The organism is Streptomyces sp. NBC_01433, assembly GCF_026340105.1.
In the GTDB taxonomy this organism is placed as follows: Bacteria; Actinomycetota; Actinomycetes; order Streptomycetales; family Streptomycetaceae; genus Streptomyces.
The window spans coordinates 336,113-353,098 of record NZ_JAPEPM010000003.1; the positions used below are offsets into that span (position 1 = coordinate 336,113).

14 protein-coding genes and 2 pseudogenes are annotated in these 16,986 nt (G+C 68.2%); 7 read left to right on the plus strand and 9 right to left on the minus strand.

What is annotated here, in order from left to right:
- Positions 1-92: 92 nt before the first annotated feature.
- Positions 93-764 carry a hypothetical protein gene (locus tag OG413_RS38315; protein WP_266813803.1) on the minus strand — a complete coding sequence of 224 codons (672 nt, stop codon included), beginning with the start codon at positions 762-764 and terminating at the stop codon, positions 93-95.
- A 91-nt stretch (positions 765-855) separates the two neighbouring features.
- Positions 856-2,262, minus strand: a complete 1,407-nt coding sequence (locus tag OG413_RS38320) for a hypothetical protein (RefSeq protein ID WP_266813805.1) — start codon at positions 2,260-2,262, stop codon at positions 856-858.
- Between the two features lie 120 nt (positions 2,263-2,382).
- Here OG413_RS38320 and OG413_RS38325 point away from each other — a divergent pair.
- Positions 2,383-3,387, plus strand: a pseudogene (locus tag OG413_RS38325) (transposase); the annotation flags it as partial.
- Here OG413_RS38325 and OG413_RS38330 read toward each other — a convergent pair.
- The 3 genes from OG413_RS38330 to OG413_RS38340 are packed head-to-tail and all read right to left on the minus strand — an operon-like array spanning position 3,387 to position 7,418.
- A complete protein-coding gene (locus tag OG413_RS38330) occupies positions 3,387-4,076 on the minus strand; it encodes a TIGR02391 family protein (protein WP_323138017.1) in 690 nt (229 codons plus the stop codon). The pseudogene OG413_RS38325 and the gene OG413_RS38330 sit on opposite strands and share 1 nt — an antisense overlap.
- 4 nt (positions 4,077-4,080) lie before the next feature.
- Positions 4,081-6,216 (minus strand): tyrosine-type recombinase/integrase, encoded by a 2,136-nt coding sequence (locus OG413_RS38335; protein WP_266813807.1) that lies wholly within the window; start codon positions 6,214-6,216, stop codon positions 4,081-4,083.
- Positions 6,213-7,418, minus strand: a complete 1,206-nt coding sequence (locus OG413_RS38340; protein WP_266813809.1) for a tyrosine-type recombinase/integrase — start codon at positions 7,416-7,418, stop codon at positions 6,213-6,215. Before OG413_RS38340 ends, OG413_RS38335 begins: the two co-directional genes overlap by 4 nt.
- On the opposite strand from OG413_RS38340, the gene OG413_RS38345 reads away from it, so the two are divergent.
- Complete coding sequence (locus OG413_RS38345; protein ID WP_266813810.1) at positions 7,408-7,551, plus strand: hypothetical protein; 144 nt, start codon at positions 7,408-7,410, stop codon at positions 7,549-7,551. The genes OG413_RS38340 and OG413_RS38345 overlap by 11 nt on opposite strands.
- Positions 7,552-7,598: 47 nt before the next feature.
- Here OG413_RS38345 and OG413_RS38350 read toward each other — a convergent pair whose 3' ends face one another.
- Positions 7,599-8,357 (minus strand): SDR family NAD(P)-dependent oxidoreductase, encoded by a 759-nt coding sequence (locus OG413_RS38350; RefSeq protein ID WP_266813811.1) that lies wholly within the window; start codon positions 8,355-8,357, stop codon positions 7,599-7,601.
- Positions 8,358-8,505: 148 nt separating this feature from the next.
- Between OG413_RS38350 and OG413_RS38355 the strand changes: the two genes are divergently transcribed.
- Together OG413_RS38355 and OG413_RS38360 are read left to right on the plus strand one after the other, a co-directional pair.
- On the plus strand, positions 8,506-9,159 hold the full coding sequence (locus OG413_RS38355; RefSeq protein WP_266813813.1) for a TetR/AcrR family transcriptional regulator: 654 nt from the start codon (positions 8,506-8,508) through the stop codon (positions 9,157-9,159).
- Between the two features lie 349 nt (positions 9,160-9,508).
- Complete coding sequence (locus OG413_RS38360) at positions 9,509-10,180, plus strand: IS30 family transposase (RefSeq protein ID WP_266814285.1); 672 nt, start codon at positions 9,509-9,511, stop codon at positions 10,178-10,180.
- A 372-nt stretch (positions 10,181-10,552) separates the two neighbouring features.
- On the opposite strand, the gene OG413_RS38365 is transcribed toward OG413_RS38360, so the two are convergent.
- Together OG413_RS38365 and OG413_RS38370 are read right to left on the minus strand one after the other, a co-directional pair.
- On the minus strand, positions 10,553-11,770 hold the full coding sequence (locus OG413_RS38365; protein ID WP_323138018.1) for a CoA transferase: 1,218 nt from the start codon (positions 11,768-11,770) through the stop codon (positions 10,553-10,555).
- Between the two features lie 315 nt (positions 11,771-12,085).
- Positions 12,086-13,537, minus strand: coding sequence for an amidase (locus OG413_RS38370; RefSeq protein WP_266814287.1), 1,452 nt, complete (start codon positions 13,535-13,537; stop codon positions 12,086-12,088).
- Positions 13,538-13,664: 127 nt separating this feature from the next.
- Between OG413_RS38370 and OG413_RS38375 the strand changes: the two genes are divergently transcribed.
- The 3 genes and pseudogenes from OG413_RS38375 to OG413_RS38385 all read left to right on the plus strand — a co-directional run.
- Entirely contained in the window at positions 13,665-14,291 is a 627-nt protein-coding gene (locus OG413_RS38375; RefSeq protein WP_266813817.1) for a TetR/AcrR family transcriptional regulator, read from the plus strand.
- Between the two features lie 152 nt (positions 14,292-14,443).
- On the plus strand, positions 14,444-15,070 hold the full coding sequence (locus OG413_RS38380) for a hypothetical protein (RefSeq protein WP_266813819.1): 627 nt from the start codon (positions 14,444-14,446) through the stop codon (positions 15,068-15,070).
- A 105-nt stretch (positions 15,071-15,175) separates the two neighbouring features.
- A pseudogene (locus OG413_RS38385) lies at positions 15,176-15,561 on the plus strand (transposase); the annotation flags it as partial.
- A 234-nt stretch (positions 15,562-15,795) separates the two neighbouring features.
- Here OG413_RS38385 and OG413_RS38390 read toward each other — a convergent pair.
- The gene (locus OG413_RS38390; protein WP_266813821.1) at positions 15,796-16,866 is read right to left on the minus strand and encodes a protein kinase family protein; all 1,071 of its coding nucleotides are present in this window, start codon (positions 16,864-16,866) and stop codon (positions 15,796-15,798) included.
- Positions 16,867-16,986 lie beyond the last annotated feature (120 nt).

Consider the following 16,986-nt stretch of genomic DNA (forward strand, 5'->3'; position numbering starts at 1 on the left):
GGTGGCGTTCAGCGGCGCTCGGCGAGGGCCTGCCGCCAGGGTCCTCCGGCGCTGCTGGGGCCGCCCGGGCTTCGACCCCGGGCAGCCGTGATTCAGCGGTACTGCTCCGGAATTTCCATCTCGTCTGAGCCGTCGGAGATGTACTCCATCCCCGGGTTCTCGACCTCGGCAACGACGATCCAGGGTCTACGCCCCTCCACCTCGCAGACCGCATGCAGGCGCAGTTTCGCGTCCCAGTACGCGTCCACCCAGTCTCCCGGGTCCTGGAACCAGCTCGGCGGCCCCGAGTTATCCATCTGCCGGTACACGAAGTTGCCGCGCTCCAGGCTCCGGATAATGCTCTTGCGGCCGGGCGCGGCAACCCCGTCGACCCCGGGGCTGAATCGGGCGGGCCCCCAGATCACCGACGACAGCTCCGTACGCATTGCTTCGTCGTAATGCGGTCTGGCTGAGTGATCCCGTCCGGCCTCGTCGCGCACCGTGAGGGTGATCGTGTCGAGGTGATCCAGGCCGACCGGGCCGTCGAGTGTGGTGGTGAGCCTCAGACGGTTGGGGCCCACGCGGATCAGGCTGAAGGTCAGCTCAGGAGTCAGCTCGCGGTGCCAGCGATCGCGTTCGATCTTCGCCACCTCTCGCGCGGTGTAAGCCGAGTCCGCGGCGGCCGCCGCCGCTTTGCGGGTCGTCCAGTACGCCATGACCGCGGCGACCACCACCCCGACCGCGGCAGCAATGGCGCTGAACGCCGTCCAGTCGTCAGTGTTCATGGCGCCGGACCATAGCAGCAGCGGCGGCCGCACCCGGTGGAGTATCCGGATCGGGACATGATCGGGGGCTGATACCGGTGAGCTTGCTTGTTCAACTGTCGTCAGTTCTCTGTGATGCCCAGCCGGATGGTGACCGTAGGTGGTTTCCAGCGGCGTATCGGCTCCAGGTTCCTCCGGTCTCTTTGAGGAGCCGGGTGGTTGTCTTGTCGTGGTAACCGAGAGCGTCCGCGACGACGGGAGCGGGTATCTCCAGGAGTTGTTGCCGGATGGCGGCGCCGCGGGCGGCAGCCGCTGGGACGCCGATCTCGTTGAGGAGGGCGGACAGGTGGTCGGGGCGGAAGGGCTGGCCTGCCCGGCGGCCGGGGAACAGCCAGGAGGATGCCTGGTTGGTGGCGGTGTTCATGTGGTCGCGGTCGGCGATGTAGTCCAGCAGCAGGGAGGCGGCTGGCTCGGGGATGGGTGAGGCCGGCTCCCCGAGCCGGAGAAGTGCCGCTTCTCCGTCGTGCACCACGTCGTCGACGGTGAGCCGGACGATCCGGGTGAGGGGTTGCGCGTAGAGGAGCACGATGACGCCGGCGACGCGGAGGTTCTTCGGTGTGTCCTGGCCGGTCAGCAGCCGGCCGAGGACGTCCAGGCGTTCGTCTTCACTCAGCGAGGCTCGTCGGGTGGCCTTCATCGCGGGAATAGAGAGCGAGCGTCGGCAATAGCGGCTCTGCATGGCCCAGTTGAGGAAGGCCCTCAAATCGTTGCGGCTGTGCTCATTGTTCTCGGCCCACCAGGCGTCGACGTCGATCTGGCCGCATGAGGCGAGAGAGGTGTTGCGCTTGCCGAGCCACTGGAGGAAGGCGGTCGCGTACTTGATCTGCTCGGCGGCGAACCGGCGGATGCTGGGTGTGATGCGGCTCCGGTCGGCTCGTGCCCGCAGCGGGGGAAGGACGCACCAGGTCGCGAAGAGCTTGATCGTCTTCGCGTGTTCGGGATCGGCGATATCGGCCAGATGGCCGGGCAGCCAGCGCTGGAAAGTGCAGATGTACTTGTCGACGGCGGGCAAGGCCCCGCTTGCCATCAGGAGTTCTTCCAGGTGAGCGGCTGACCGCCAGGGCTGGAGCTCGTGGAACGCGTCGTGGGTCAGGGGTATCTGCCCGAGACCGAGCTGCCGCAGCCGCTCAGAAGCGTTTCCCGGCTGATCGTGGCGCAGGGCCAGCCAGGCCAGCCCGCTGCTGGGCTTGTCCATGGCGATCAGCAGGTCGAACAGCGGAATCAGCTCGGGCCGGACGCGGCCGGTGCCGTCGTCCAGGAGAGCGGTGAGCCGGTCGGCGAGCGTGCAGTGTTCGCAGAGCCGCCCGCCCAGGGGTTTCCCCTCGAAGCCGCAGCGCGAACAGTCGAAGGTCTGGGAGAAGCCGACGCAGGTCGTGCAGATCGCGGCGCCATCGACGGGGCGGAGGCCGGGAAGCGCCCGGTCCTGGCAGCATCCCGGGCAGGTGCCACGTATCCGCACCGCGCGGTCCGAGCACGTCCGGCAGATGTATCCGTCCGGCCAGGTGCCGGCCTTGTGCTTGCGGCGTCCGCAGCGGCAGCAGTCGGCCAGGAACCAGCGTTCGTACTGCTCGTCGGTTGCACCCGGGCCCGACTCGTCCACGTCGACCAGTACTACCTGCGCGCCGACACCATCACCGCGGCAAACGCGAAGCTGATCGAGGCCCAAGCCCAGGTGCCCATCGTGCAGTTCTGGGGCAGCGGAGTACTCGCCTCGGTCAACGGACTGCGGTTCGTCGTCCCCGTGCGCACGATCAGCTCGGCGCCATCACCGAAGTACTTCGGCTTCAAGCGCGGTATCACCTGGCTCAATGTCGTCAACGACCAGGTCGCGGGCATCGGGCAGATCGTCGTGCCCGGCACCCCGCGCGACTCCCTGCACATCCTGGACGCGCTGCTGAACCTCGACGGCGGAGTCAAGCCCGAGGTGGTGGCGACCGACAACGCCTCCTACTCCGAAATGGTGTTGGGCCTGTTCTAGATCCTCGGCTACAACTTCAGCCCGCGGTTCCGGGACCTGGACGACCAGCGGTTCCGGCGCGCGATCATGCCCGGGGTGGAGACCGGAATGTATGGAGTGCTGGAGGACCTGGCCCGTAACCGGGTCAACCTGAACAAGGTGATCACGCACTGGCCGGACATACTGAAGGCCGCCGGCTCCCTGGTGACCAACCAGGTCCGCGCCTACGACCTGCTGCGGATGTTCGGCCGCGAGGGACGCCCCACCCCGCTGGGGCAGGCGTTCGCCGAATACGGGCGCATCGCCAAGACCGAACACCTGCTGCGGATGGTCGACCCGGTCGACGACACCTACCGTCGGCAAACGAACCGCCAACTCACCGTGCAGGAGTCCCGCCACAGGCTCGCCCGCGATGTGTGCCACGGCAAGCGCGGCACCATCCACCAGGCGTACCGCGACGGCATGGAGGACCAGCTCGGCGCGCTCGGTCTGGTCCTCAACGCCATCGTGCTCTGGACGACGCGCTACATCGACGCCGCCGTCGCCCAGCTCCAGGCCGAGGGCCACGAGATCCGGGACGAAGACATCGCCCGGCTCTCCCCGATCAAGCACCGCAACCTGAACCTTTATCTGGACACTTGGCAGCTGTCGATGAGGCGGGCAAGGACGCTGAGGGTGGCCAGTTGTTCCAGTGACTCCTGTTCCGTCCACTCGCCCGTGTCGTGTGCGGCGGGGTTGCGGATGGCGAAGAACGATCCGAGCCCGAGTTGCAGCGCACCGCGTTGCCGGCTTTGGACGGTAGGACTCGTCGCGTCGCCGGGGACACGGAGCCGAGACTTGCCCGGCTCGGCCGGCTTGTCGCTGAATGCCTCTTGCACGAGCTTGTCGTCGGCAACATCTCGGCGCCCGAGCTTCGCCTGGAGGTGAGCGTTGATCGCGCTGGCGGCAGCGTGCACGGCTGCGCGGTAGTGCTGAGAGTCCCAGAAGGTGCGGGCTGCGTCCCAGACCCAGGGGTGGAACTGGTCGGCCGGGAGGGCCGGAGCGTCGGGTGCCAACCTGGCTGCCCATTCATCCATGTCGGTGAGGATGCCCAGCCCTCGCTGCACCTGGTTCCGGGCGTGTGTCTCTCCCGCCATCGCGTCGACGTTGATCTCTTGCGCGAGTTGAGGGTCAAGGCGTCGCAGGATCTGCTTCACCGTGGGTTCAGCCCGATGCAGTTGCTCCAGGAGGGCCTCGTCCCCGATGTAGTCGCCGGGCCTGGTGCTGTTTTCGTAGCGCATGGCCAGGTTGTCGAACGCTTCGAGCTGTTGCCGCATCCAGTTACGATCCACTGCCGCATGGTAGGTGCCCTGCCGCGCTATCCGGAGTGGTTTCTGTGCCCTGAGATTCGCCGAGGTCAGTGAGAAGCTGCCCGATCCGGGAGGCGATGGCGTTATGTCGTTCGACCTCGCGTGGCCAGCCGCGCTCAACGGCGTCCTGGGCGAGCTGCTGCTCGCGGGCGAGTCGGGACCGAAGACGCGGGGCGTACTCGCTTGTGGTGAGGAACTTCGAGCAGCGCAGGTAGAGGTCGCACTCGCAGGGTCCTTCGGCTGGTGCCCGCAGGCAGTGGCCGAGTTCCAGCTCAGTCTTGAAGAAGTTGGTCTTGAGCCAGTTCAGGGTGTCCTCGCCGATTCTGCTGCTGAGTAGTTCCTCTGCGGCCGGGCCCGCAATCCGACCGCCGGCGGCGATGACCTTCTCGTACTGCTCCTTCAGGACGGGGTCGGTGATGTGGGAGTAGGTTGCCGACATCTGCGCGCTGCGGTGGCCCAGGATGGCCATGATGGTCTGGATCTGGGCGCCACCTTCGGCAAGCTGGGTGCCGACGGAGTGCCGGAACCGGTGGGCGGTCACTGTGTGGTTGCCGTCGCCGTCGAGGAGCCCGGCCTTGCGGCAAGCGATCTCCAGGGCGTCGTCGAACAGGAACTGCCGACCCATTGGCTTGCCCCGGCGCATGAACACGTAGCGGACCGGCCGTTGGGCCCATGGGTCGTGGCGGGCTGCGGCGTTGCCGACCTTGGCCGTCTCGATCAGGCTCCGCAGCGCGTCGGCGCCCTGCGGGTGCAGCGGGATCATGCGCTCGGTGTAGGTCTTGCCGACCGGGATGCGCAACCGTGGGTAGCCGTCGGGATAGGCATCGAGGCAGTCGACGGGCAGGCGGGCGATCTCGCCGCGGCGGGCACCGCTCCACCGCAGGAGCAACAAGGCTGTCCTCTGGTGGGGGTCCTCCAGGTCCTCGATGGCCTGCATGAGTCGGTCCAGCTCGTCGCGTGGGATGAACCGGGGCAGCCTTGACGGCAGCTTCGGCAGGTCGGAACGCCCCAACAAGGGCCTGGCCGGGACGTCCGTCCAGCCCCACTGGCTGGTCTCGCGGAAGAACTGAAGCAGCGGGCTGATGTAGGTGTAGCGGGTGCGCGCTGACAGCGGCTGGCCGTTGCGGGGGTTGATCCGCTCGTGCTGATGGGTCAGGTAGCCCTCGATGTGCGTTCGCGTCAGCTCGGCGAGGCTCGTCAGCTGGGGGGCGTACTGGGCGAGCCAGCGCAGAAAGTAGCGGAAAGCGTCCCGGCAGTTGCGCACGGACTCCGCTCGGTCGGTGGTCTGCAGGCGTCCGGACAGCCATCGGTTAACCGGCGCTGCGATCGCGGGCGGGGTTTCCGGGGAGGTGAGTTCCTGGCGCCATAGCTCGCACGTCTTCAGCCCGTGGAACGGTGGTTCTTTGACCTGCCCGGTGTTGAACAGCAGCACGTGCAGGCCGTGCAGGCGGCTCAGGCATGCCTTTTCGAACTCGGCGGTGAGCGTGGCAGGGTCGCTGTCGCGGCGGTTTCGGTGGACGTGGGCGGCCCGGACAGTCTGGGCTTCCGGCATCGCGCACCAGCGGCGGATCTCCTCGCCGAACGCGCCAAGGTCGTCGTAGGTGATGGCGGTGATGTCCGGATCGCCCCTCCATAGGACGAGGCGAGCAATTCCCCAGGTCAGCAGCGAGCGGCCGCTGCGGTAGCCGAGCTGCCGCTGACGTTCGTCCAGCGCGTCGACCAGGTCCAGGTCCATCCCGAGTGTGGGGGCAACGCGGGGGTTGAACAGGCTGTCGAAGTTCCGGGCCAACACCCAGCCGGCGTCCATCGGGATTCGGTGGACCAGTGAGAGGTAGGCCAGGTAGGACCCTGCTTCGTGCGAGATACCCATGTGCTTGCCGGAGCCTGGGGGCGCGTCGGCGTGCAGGTCCAGCCTGTCCAGCAGTGGGGCGGCGAACCAGTCCTCCAGGTCGGGCCAGTGCTGGACGAACCTGTTGTAGAAGAACAGCCGCGAGCTAATCGTCCCTCGTGCGTCGGCGAAGGTGGCGCGGACCCACGCGGCGTACTCCTCCCGAGGGACGTGGCGCCGCCGGTCCGGCAGGCCCGGGACCGCTGCCAGGGCATTCACCGCTTGTTCTCCAAGGCCCGGGTGTAGTCGGCAAGCACCGCCTCATCGGAAACCCGGGTATAGATTTTCGTCGATTCCGGCGAAGCGTGTCCGAGCCGCTTCTGCAGCGACAACTCGCGCATCCCGCCCTCCCACATCGCCGTGGCGTGGGTGTGCCGCAAAGCGTGCGGAGTGGCCTCCGGCGTGCGCGCGCCGAGCTTCGCCATCCGGCGGGAGAACAGCCGGACGAGCGCGTCGTAGCTCAGCGGCTCCAGCCTGCGGGCTCCGTTGCCGCCGATGAGGAACACGAATGGGCTGGCGGACTCCAGGGGCCGCTCGTGCATGACGTAGCGGCTGACCGCGTCCAGTGTGCGCGGATCGTGCAGGTCGACGACCCTCTCGGAGCGCGACTTCCCGCGGGCTCCGCCGGGGTGGTCGTCACGCTTGCCGATCGTCACCCGTCGCCGCCCGTAGGAGAGATCGGCCAGATGAAGGGACAGCACCTCGCCCGGCCGCAGCCCCCCGTCCAGCATCAACAGGAACATCGCCAGGTCACGCAGCTTCGTCAGGCTCGCGATGAAGCCCTCCAACACCGCCTCGTCCATCGGACGCGGCAGCCGCCGCGGCTGCTTGACCGTGACCGTGCGCCGCACCGGCTGTTGGCGGCTGGCCTTACCCATGAACGGCTGATGCCGGCCCGGCACCCTTGCGAGAGCCGGGTCCGGGCGCATCTGCATCGGCGAGTTCTCGCCGTCGTACTCCTCGGCGACCATGGCCCAGTCGTAGAAGCTCGACACCGCGGCCAGGATCCGGTTCACCGTCGACGGCGACAGCAGACTGCCAGGCAGGTCCGCTCCGCCGACCACGACGGTCAACCCGAGACGCTGGGCCGGCCGGCGGCTCGGCTGACGGCGCAGGAAGCCCAGCAGCCGCAACGCGTCGGGCGCCCGGAAGTCCCGCCAGTCCAGGCTTTCCCGGGCCAGGAACGTGAACAGGCACTTCAGGTCGTAGGCGTAGGCGCACCAGGTGTTCGGCGACAGCCCCCGATCACTGAGATGCCCCAGAAACCGGCAGACCGGACCGACCTCGGAACCGGATGCGTCGATCAACCGGACGCGACGGACGATGCCGCCGTCTCGGTCCTTCACCACCCGCAGTTCGCACTCCACAGCACCATCAACGAGCGGCGACGAGGAGCGCGACGCCGAAAAGGTGAACTCCACCCGGGAGTGTCCAGATAAGAACCTGCTCGGCCACTACAGCTTCACCGCCTCGACCTCCGCCGCCGACGTCCTGCGCCCGCTTCGGGACCCTGATGCGCCGGAACCGGACGAGGACGAGACCGGCTGGGAGTGAGTCGGGGCCGTCGCTGCCTGCGTCTCTCTAGGCCGTGGCCCGGTCGCTCAGAGGAGGGCGCCGCCGGAGACCTCAATGCGCTGGGCGGTGACCCAGCGCAGGCCCTCGGAGGCCAGCGTGGCGATGGCGTCGCCGATCTCCTCAGGTTCGCCGACGCGGCCGAGCGCGGTCTGTCCGGCCAGAACCTGGCGCATCCCGGCGTCGTCCCGCATCGCTCCACCGTTGAAATCGGTGGCGGTCGGTCCCGGGGCGATGGAGTTGACCCGGATTCCGCGCGGGCCGAGTTCTGCGGCGAGGGTGCGGCTCAAGGCTTCGACGGCGGCCTTCGAGGCGGAGTAGACCGAGGTGGCGGGGCTGGTGTGGCGGGTCAGTGACGTCGAGACGTTGATGATGCGGCCGCCTCGGGTCAGCAGCGGCACAAGTGACTGGATGAGGAAGGACGTGCCCCGGACGTTGGTGCCCATCACCGTGTCGAAGTCGTCGATCGTAACGTCCTCCAGCGGTCCGAAGACCCCCACTCCCGCGTTGTTGACCAAGATGTCGAGCCGCGAAGTACCCCAGCGCTCCAGCTGCTCGCTCAGTTCGGAGGTGAAGGACGCGAAAGAGGAGACGTCGCTGATGTCGAGCCGGAGAACAGCGGCAGTCCCACCCACCGCCTGCACCTGTTCCACCGTCTTCTCAGCTCCGGCCGCATCACCGCGGTGGGTGACCAAGACCCGCACCCCGCGTGTGGCCAGAGCGATGGCCGCGCTGCGCCCGAGGCCGCGATTCGCACCGGTCACCAAAGCGATTTCGTCGATTGTCATGAACTTCCTCCACCGTGCGACAACCCCAGAATGCGCCTAGGTGCCACAGATCAGATGCGAGTCACCCGACTCGCCTTGTTGGTGCACCGTAAGCAGATTCCCGAGGTGAGTCAAGTGACTCGCCTCGGGTCTGCGGCATACTGTCCGCATGGCAGCAGAACTCTCCGCACACCACCGCAGACTCGCTGAGCAGAAACGCGAGGCGATCACCACCGCAGCCACAGAACTGTTCCTGGATCGCGGCTACGACGGCACCTCACTAGCCCGGATCGCCGAAGCGGCCGGGGTCTCGAAGTCCACCCTGTTCAAGCGGTTCCCCACCAAGGCGGCCCTCTTCGAGGCCATCGTCACCGAGTCCTGGCAGCGTGACGCCGGCGACGCTGCCGCGCGGCCACAGACCGGAGATCTGCGCTCCGGACTGACAACCGTCGGCCACCGCTATGCCGACCTGGTCGGCCAGCCCGGCATGACAGCCCTGTTCCGGATCGTCATCGCCGAACTGCCTCGTTTCCCCGAACTGGGACGGATGCAGTTCCAGCTCGGCAAACTGCCCTACTTCACCTCCGTTCAGCACTACTTGGAATCCGAGCACGAGGCGGGCAACGCTGATGTCCCGGACGCGGCGAGTGCCGCGAACCAGTTCCTCGGCATGATCGCCAACTACGTCCTGTGGCCCCGCATGCTGCTGACCGACTGGAACCCCGCAGCCTCCGACATCCACGACGCCGTCGAACAGGCCGTCCAGACCATGCTCGCCAGATACACCCCGACCCGCCAGCCTGACCCGAAGCCGGAACGTTGACACTGGCGCGCAATGCTCAACATCCGCGACGCCTCCACTCAGCGGCGCATGTCGGTAGACATGGCGCCCTCAAGTAATCAACGCACCACCCACGGATGATCATGTGATCGTGGAGGCGCAGGTGCGTGACTACGGGTTTTCGCCGGCTCAGCAGGATGAGATCTGGAGACGCTGACGCGAGGGGCAGTCGTTCAGCTTGATCGGGCGGGCGCTCGGGGCACCGATGCGGCACGCCCGCCGGTTCCTGTAGCCAGAGTGGCGGTGTCCGCCTTGCCCCGCAGCAGCGATCGGAGCGGCATCTGAGCGGCAGCGAGCGTGAAGAGATATCCCGAGGCATCGCCGCCGGGGAATCTGCGCGCCAGTTGGCCAGCCGGCTGGGCCGATCGCCTTCGACCGTCTCCCGCGAGATCGCCCGCAACGGCGGACGGGGCCGCTACCGTGCGCCTCCGCCGATGAGGCCGCCTACGCGCCCGGGCGCCGGCCCAAGCGGGCCGAACTCGCCCAACGGCCGGCTCTGCGTGCCCTGGTGGAGGCCAAGCTGGCTCTGTGCTGGCCTCCCGAGCAGATCGCAGGTTGGCTGCGACGCCAGTTCCCTGGTGACACCTCCATGCGGATCTCGCACGAAGCGATCTACCTCTCGCTCTACGGCCCGCGCCGGCGCCAGGCGATCGACCGCAGCCTCACCAGGAGCCTCCTCGCTATCCCGCCCCAACTGCGGCGGACGCTCACCTGGGACCGCGGCCGGGAGATCGCCGAGCACCAGGCCATCACCACCGAGACCGGGATGCCGGTCTACCTCTGCAAGCCGCGGAGCCCGTGGCAGCGCGGCACCAACGAGAACACCAACCGGCTGCTTCGGCAGTACCTCCCCAAGGGCGCGGACCTCCGCACGTTCAGCCAGGCCGACCTGGACACCGTCGCCCACGAACTCAGCCACCGTCCGCGCAAGACCCACGGCTACCACTTTCCGGCAGAGGTCTACGCTGACCTTCTGAACAGCGGTGATGCGCTGACCGCTTGAGCTCGCCATACAGCTGGCCGAGCGTCACTGCTCCTAACACGCCCAAGGTCGCCATTGCGTACGTATGGTACGGCGACGACCCGGAGGCGCCCCATGAACACGATCGTACTGATGGCGAACGTGCGCGGGTCGAAGCGGGACACGGTCGTATCGCAGACGCCGTAGACCACGCCGCCGTTGGCTACCATGGCCGCGAAGCCGTTGCTGACCGCGCTCATGTCCGCCCGGTGCACCAGGGTGCGCCGGGCAAGGTCGATGACGAAGAAGCCGCCGCAGTGGCCGGTGCCTTGGGTGTCGTGGATCTGTTGTGGTGTCGGCCGCCTCATCATGCGATCGGATCGATATGCCTACTACGGTCCAAGCGCCCTCGGCTCAGGTCCAGTTCGGCAGGTCGGTGCCCCACCGGGTCGGAGCGCGGTTCCAGTTCGAGGGCGCGCCGTCGTAGTGGACGGGGGGCAAGGCATGGCGTAGCGGACCGTACGGCGATTCCGTCTCGGTGCGCCAGGATCCGGGATCGTAGGTGTCGGCTTCGTCCTGTGCGGGAGCGGGGCGGATGCCGTGCAGCAGCCAGGACGCCGTGCCCGCCAGGGAGAGACGAAGATGCCGTCCGCCCCCGGTGGCCTGACGGTCGCTCAGTGCGCGCAGGACGGCTGCGGCGAGCAGGTAGCCGGTTCCGTGGTCCAGTGCCTGCGCGGGCAGTACACCGGGGCGGCCGTCGGCCGTGGCCTCGATCGCGGCGATTCCGGTTCCGGCTTGGACCAGGCTGTCGAAGCCGCGGCGCCCGGCCCAGGGACCGGACCGGTCCCAGGCGCACAGTTGGGCGACGATCAGTCCGGGACGCCGGGCCAGGAGCTCGTCGGGGCTCAGCCCGTGCCGGTCCAGGGCCCCGGGGCGGTAGCCGGTCACCACGACGTCCGCCTGGCTGAGCAGGTCCTCGAAGGCGTGCCGGTCGGCGGGGTCGGTGAGGTCCAGCAGCGTGGAGCGTTTGCCCATACCGGTGTCGGCGTGGGCATCCGCGTCCTCGGGGAACCGGGGAGTGTCCACGCGCAGTACGTCGGCGCCCAGCAGCGCCAGCGTGCGCGTGGCGACGGGACCGGCGATGACACGGGTCAGGTCCAGGACCCGTACGCCTTGGGCCGGTACGGATGCGGGACCCGGCAGGCGGGGGCTGCTCCGACCCACGCGCCGCGTCTCGATGAGGGCGGGTCCGGCCGCAGCGGGTGCGGAAGCCACGGCCACGGCCAGACCGCCCGCCGCGTAGACGGTCTCCTGGACTTCCAGGGCCGGACGGGATGCCAGCTCCTTCGAGAGCACCTCCACCAGCGCCTGGTCCTGTCCGGTGTCCGCGACGCCCAGTGCGCTGAGCAGCCGGGCACGGTGGTGCGGATAGTTGGCGTGGGTGCGCACCCATCCGTCGGCCGCCCGCCAGAACCCGGACAACGGGGCGAAGGACGTCGGGGCCCGGCCGTCGATCCGCAGGTGGCGTTCACTGACGAACGCGGTGGCCACCGCCGCCTCGTCCACCCGCACCGCCGGCACCGGCACGCGGTTGCGCAGCGCGAGCAGTTCCGCCGCCGCCAGCGAGGACACCCCTACGCAGGCCCGCGCCAGTTCCCTGACCGGCAGACGGGACGGCAGGACATCGCCGGCTCCCTTGAAAGACACACCTTGAACCAGCTGATCCCGGCCCCCCAGGGCCGTCCAGGCGTGTGCGGTGGCCGCATCCTCCGTGTACGTCATTCGCCAATTGTGCGACACCACCAGGTTGACATCGCCGAAGCGGGAGCCTCGCTCGGGACCGGCCCCGGGACGCCGGGAGTACCGGGACGGCACGCACGACGTGATTCTGCTGCTCGCTCAGTGCCAGGCCTGGCCATGGAACTCCCGGCTCTCCAGAAGCACTTCTCAGTGGCTCGTGCGGTTCCCTGCCCACACCGTGGGGGTTCGGCCCGACCACGGGCTTGCCTGTTCGAGTTGTCCGGCGAGGCGGAAGAGGCGGTCTTCGAGCCCGTAGTCGGCAGCGAACTGCATACCGATCGGGAGCCCTGTCCCGGCGTCGGCCATCACCGGCACGGACATGGCGGGTGTGCCCGCCACATTGAACGGCATGGTGAACGGCGAGCGGTCGTTGAGGCGGTCGATCCAGCCGAGGCCGTCCAGCGCCTCCGCGCCCTCGGCATAGGTCCCCAGGAGCATGGGAAGCTCCGGCAAGGTCGGGGTGAGCAGTATGTCGTGAGCGTCGAAGTACCGCGCCAGGCTTCGAGCGACCCGGTTCCGGATCGCGAGAGCGGTGACGAATTGGGCGCCACTGACCCGCTGTCCGTAGTGATAGCCGGCAAGGGTCGCCGGCTCAAGGGTTGAGGAGTCGACAGGCCGGTCGAGGGCGGCGGCCAGCTCGTCGGCCGAGGCCGCGAGATTTGCCGTCGACAGACGGGCGTTGGCCAGGACGAACTCCTCCCAGTCGGCACCGAGGTCGACCTTGACCTCCTCCACCTGGTGGCCGAGGGATTCGAGCAGACGCATGGTGCGAGCGAGGGCTTCGGCCACTGGTGTGGTGGTGCGGCGTCCGCCCCATGCCTGGGCGAGGACACCGATCCGAAGCGAGCCCGGATGGCGGGTGACTTCCTCCGAGTAGGGCCGGGACGGCTGCTGGGCGAAGTAGGGGTCACCCGGTTCCGGGCCTCGGATCCGGTCGAGCAGTGCCGCACTGTCGCGTACGGTGCGGCTGATGCTGCCGTGCACGGCCAGGCCGTTGAAACCCTCGTCGACGCCGGGGCCCATGGAGACCCGGCCGCGGGTGGGCTTCAACCCGAAGAGGCCGTTGTAGGCGGCGGGGATGCGGAGCGAGCCGGCGGCGTCGGTGGCGTGTGCGATCGGTACCACCCCGGCAGCGACAGCCGCCCCCGCGCCTCCGCTGGACCCGCCCGCGCTCCGCTCCAGATTCCACGGGTTGCGGGTCGGGCCGTGCAGCATCGGTTCCGTCGTGATGCTGTAGGCCATTTCCGGTGTGGCGGTACGCCCGAACGTTACGAGGCCGGCGCGACGGAAACGCAGCATCAGGGAGGAGTCGGCGCCGGCGACGTTGCCGACCGCGAGACGGCTGCCCAGCTCCATTCGTCGCCCGGCCATGGAGACCCCGATGTCCTTGATCAGGAAAGGAACCCCGGCCAGTGATGTGCTGCCGGGGTCGGGCTCGTCGTCGGCCGGCCATGTCTCCACGATGGCGTTGATCTGCGGATCGACCGCCTGTGCGGCCTCGCGTGCGGCTGTTTCCAGTTCGGCGGGGGTCACCTCGCGCTTGGCCACCAGCTCCGCGAGCCCGACCGCGTCGAAGCTCACGTACTCGGTAATTCTCACTGTCACTCCCAGTGGAAGGATGATACCGATGGGTCCCTGACGATACCCATCGGTATCGTATGGAACGGACTGGTACCTTAGTGCGGGGTGAGGGGCCCCGCAACCGACCGGACGTCACGGAGCAGTCATGGCATCGACCGTCAGAAGGCCGAGCAGGGTGGCGAAACTGCCGCCTCGTGAGCGCATCCTCGACGCGGCGGAAGAGCTCTTCCAGAGCGAGGGGATCCGGCGGGTGGGCGTCCAGGCGATCGCCGAGAGGGCCGAGACCACCAAAATGGCGATCTACCGGCACTTCGAAACCAAGGACGCGCTGGTCGCGGAGTGGCTGCGGATCGTCGCCACCGACTATCAGGCCGCCTTCGACCGGGTCGAGGCCGCATACCCCGGCCGGCCCAGGGAGCAGATCCTGGGCCTGGCCCGTTTCATCGCCGGGGGATTGCCGGAGATCTCGCACCGGGGCTGCCCGTTCATCAACTCCATCGCCGAGCTGCCCGATCGCTCCCATCCCGCACGGCAGGTGATCGAGGGGCACAAGGCCCACCAGACCCGCAGACTCGTCGGGATGTGTGCCGAGGCGGGGCTCTCCGACCCCGAGCAGGTCGCGGCCGAGATCACCTTCGTACTCGAAGGCGCGCAGGTCAGCTCGCAGAACGGAAGCATCGATCAGGTGGGGGATCGGCTGATGAGAATCGTTGAGGGGATCATGGATCGGTACCGCTCCCCCCTCGGCGCATCCCGGGCGACCACCGGCTGACCACCCCGTACCTGCTCCCCGAACACCGAGAAGCAGGTACGAGTTCGCCCTGGGCGCCTATCGAGTCATGATCAACCTGTGGGACTTTCCACCGCGGGGTGACGTGTGAGGACATCGAAGGACTGTCATACCCGTGTCCTATCGTCGCTCGCATGGCCAACAACTCCGCACCTGAACGCCTCTCCTTCGCAGAGGCCGACACTCGCCTCGTGCCGGCTCTCTCCGCCTCCTTCGAGCGCTACTACGACAACGTCCTGCTCTTCGACGGCGATCTGGTACTGGAGGGGAGCTTCCTCGACGCCGTCGCCGGGATCGGGAGTCTGGACGGCGTGGACCTGGTGGTGATCACCGGCGATCTGACGGTGTCCGGCCCGATCGCGCTCTACGGGTCTCTGCCGGGGCTCTACGTCGGCGGTACCACCCGGGCCGAGACCCTGGAGGGCGGCGACTGCGAGATCTACATCCAGAACGGCACCTTCACCCATCTGGTCTACGGCGACTACAACAACGGCATCCTGGAGACCCGCACCATAGAGACCCCATGGGTCATCAACTACGACCACGATCTCCGCGTCTCCGCCCCCGGCGCCCGCCTGGTGGACAACTACGGCCACGACGACGAAGCGGACTTCGGCAGCGAGAACATCGTGGAGTCGTTCGTCGCCGAGGTCGTCGACCCGGAAGGCGAAAGCATCGACGTGCCGGATTTCCTGGAACGGCTGCGGGCCGGACTGCCGGTGCTGCGCCCGGGGGCAGGCGGCGCGCCCACCAGAGCGTGAGGAGGGTGGGCCCCCGGCCGGGTGCATGGGTTCCAGGCGCGTGTGAGGTCGTGATCGATGTTCGTATTCCGCTGCCGTGTCAGGGGATCGCGGTAGAACGCCGATGTGACGCGCCGACAGCACAGCGATGACCAATGGAGGCTCATTGGGCCGTACTTGCCGATCGGCGAGTACGGCCCCTGCCCGGTGAGGCTGCGTGACCAGTTCGAGGGGGTGAACTGGCGCTTCCGGTCCGGTGCTCGGTGGCGGGAGACGCCCCCGAGGAGTCCGACACCCGGCCCACCGTCCAAGGCCGTTTCCGGGTCTGGCGGGACGCGGGGGTGTTCACGGCGCTACTGGAAGGACTGATCGCCGAGGCCACGCGACAGAGGAAGACGGACCTGTCGCTGGTCAGCGTGGATTCCACGACCGCCCGCGCGCATCACGGCGCCGTCGGGACGCGCATCGATCCCGAGATCATGGAGGCCCTGGAGGAAGCCGTGCGAGAGCAGCCCGCAGTTCGTCCCCGTCCTGCGCAAGGGTCCGTATCCGACTGCCCGTCGGACGCCCGCGACCCGGCCCGCCGCCGTGGCCGGGAACAAGGCGTACTTCTCGCGCGCCAACCGCGCCTCACATGGACGACCCGGTGAGCACGACCTCACGCCCGCCCTGGTTCACCGGATCGGCTGTCTCCGAGTGTCGGACGCCTGACACTCCCCGCTCGCGGCACGCGGCCTCGGGGACGCTCAGCTGTAGCGCGACTCGAAGACCTGGTGGATCGCCGCCAGCGGGTACGCGGTCTCTCGGCTCTCGTGCTGCAGCCTCAAGTAGAAGTCCGTCACGACTGCCGCTATCGGTGCGTGACGGGCAAGGGCCTCCGCGATCTCCGGCGGACCCGCGGGCGGCCGTGCCCCTTCGGCCCACGCGTGAATCAGCGCCACCCGTTCATCCCGCGCGCACCCGTACAGACCCGTGATCAGCCAGTTCACCAAGTAGCTGAGCGTGTACGCGCGATCGTACGTTCGGTGCCGCTGGAAGAACTCGGCCTCGGCGGGGGTCAGGTCGAAGCGGGACGACAGAGCCAGGCCGTAGTCGGCGAAATAGAGGCGCCGGCCGTCGGTCAGGATGTTCTCGAAGTGGGCATCGAAGTGGAGGAGACCGCGGTCGTTCATGAAGGAGGTACCGGCCTCCAGTTCCCTCTCCACCAGGGCACAGGCCCGGGCGACCGCCTCGTCACCGACCCGTACCTGCTCGGTGAGCCACGCGTGCAGCGTCTGCGGGATGTACTCCAGGAACAGCACGAGGCTCGCCGGGGACTTCGCGAGGGCCTCGATACGACGACGTACCTCCGGCCCGCCTCCCCAGTAGGACACGGCCCGATCCACATCGGCAAGCTCCTTCGGAAGAGCCGGGGCCGTGTCCGGCAGAACCCGCCAGTGATACATCAGCGGAAACCCCTGATACTGCCCTGAGAGCACCCAGTTGGTGGTCATCGCATGGACGGCGGCTTCCCGCCACGCCCCGAATCCCGGCCCGCCGACACCGTACTGACAGAAGACAGGCAGCCCGAACACGTTCGCCGTGGACCGAACATGCTCGGGCCGAAGCTCCACCTCGGTGAGGGGGACCCGCTTCACGAAGACCGGCGTACCCGCAACCTCCAGTAGCGCCGACCTCCCGCCGATACCGGAACCGAGCGATGCGGCAGCGTCCGCGAGTTCGCCCAGCCCTCGATCACTGTGCAGGGCCAGGGACGTGGAAACGGTGCTATAGGCAGCCAGCCGCTCATCGGGCAGCATCCCAGTGCCGTCGACCATCGCCTGCATCCGGATCCCTGCCTCGCTTCTCGTCGCTGACCACGGGCGTCCGGAAGGCAACAGCCGCTGTCGAAGGGCGGACTTCACCGCACTGTACGTGAACGTCGGCACCAAGTTCAG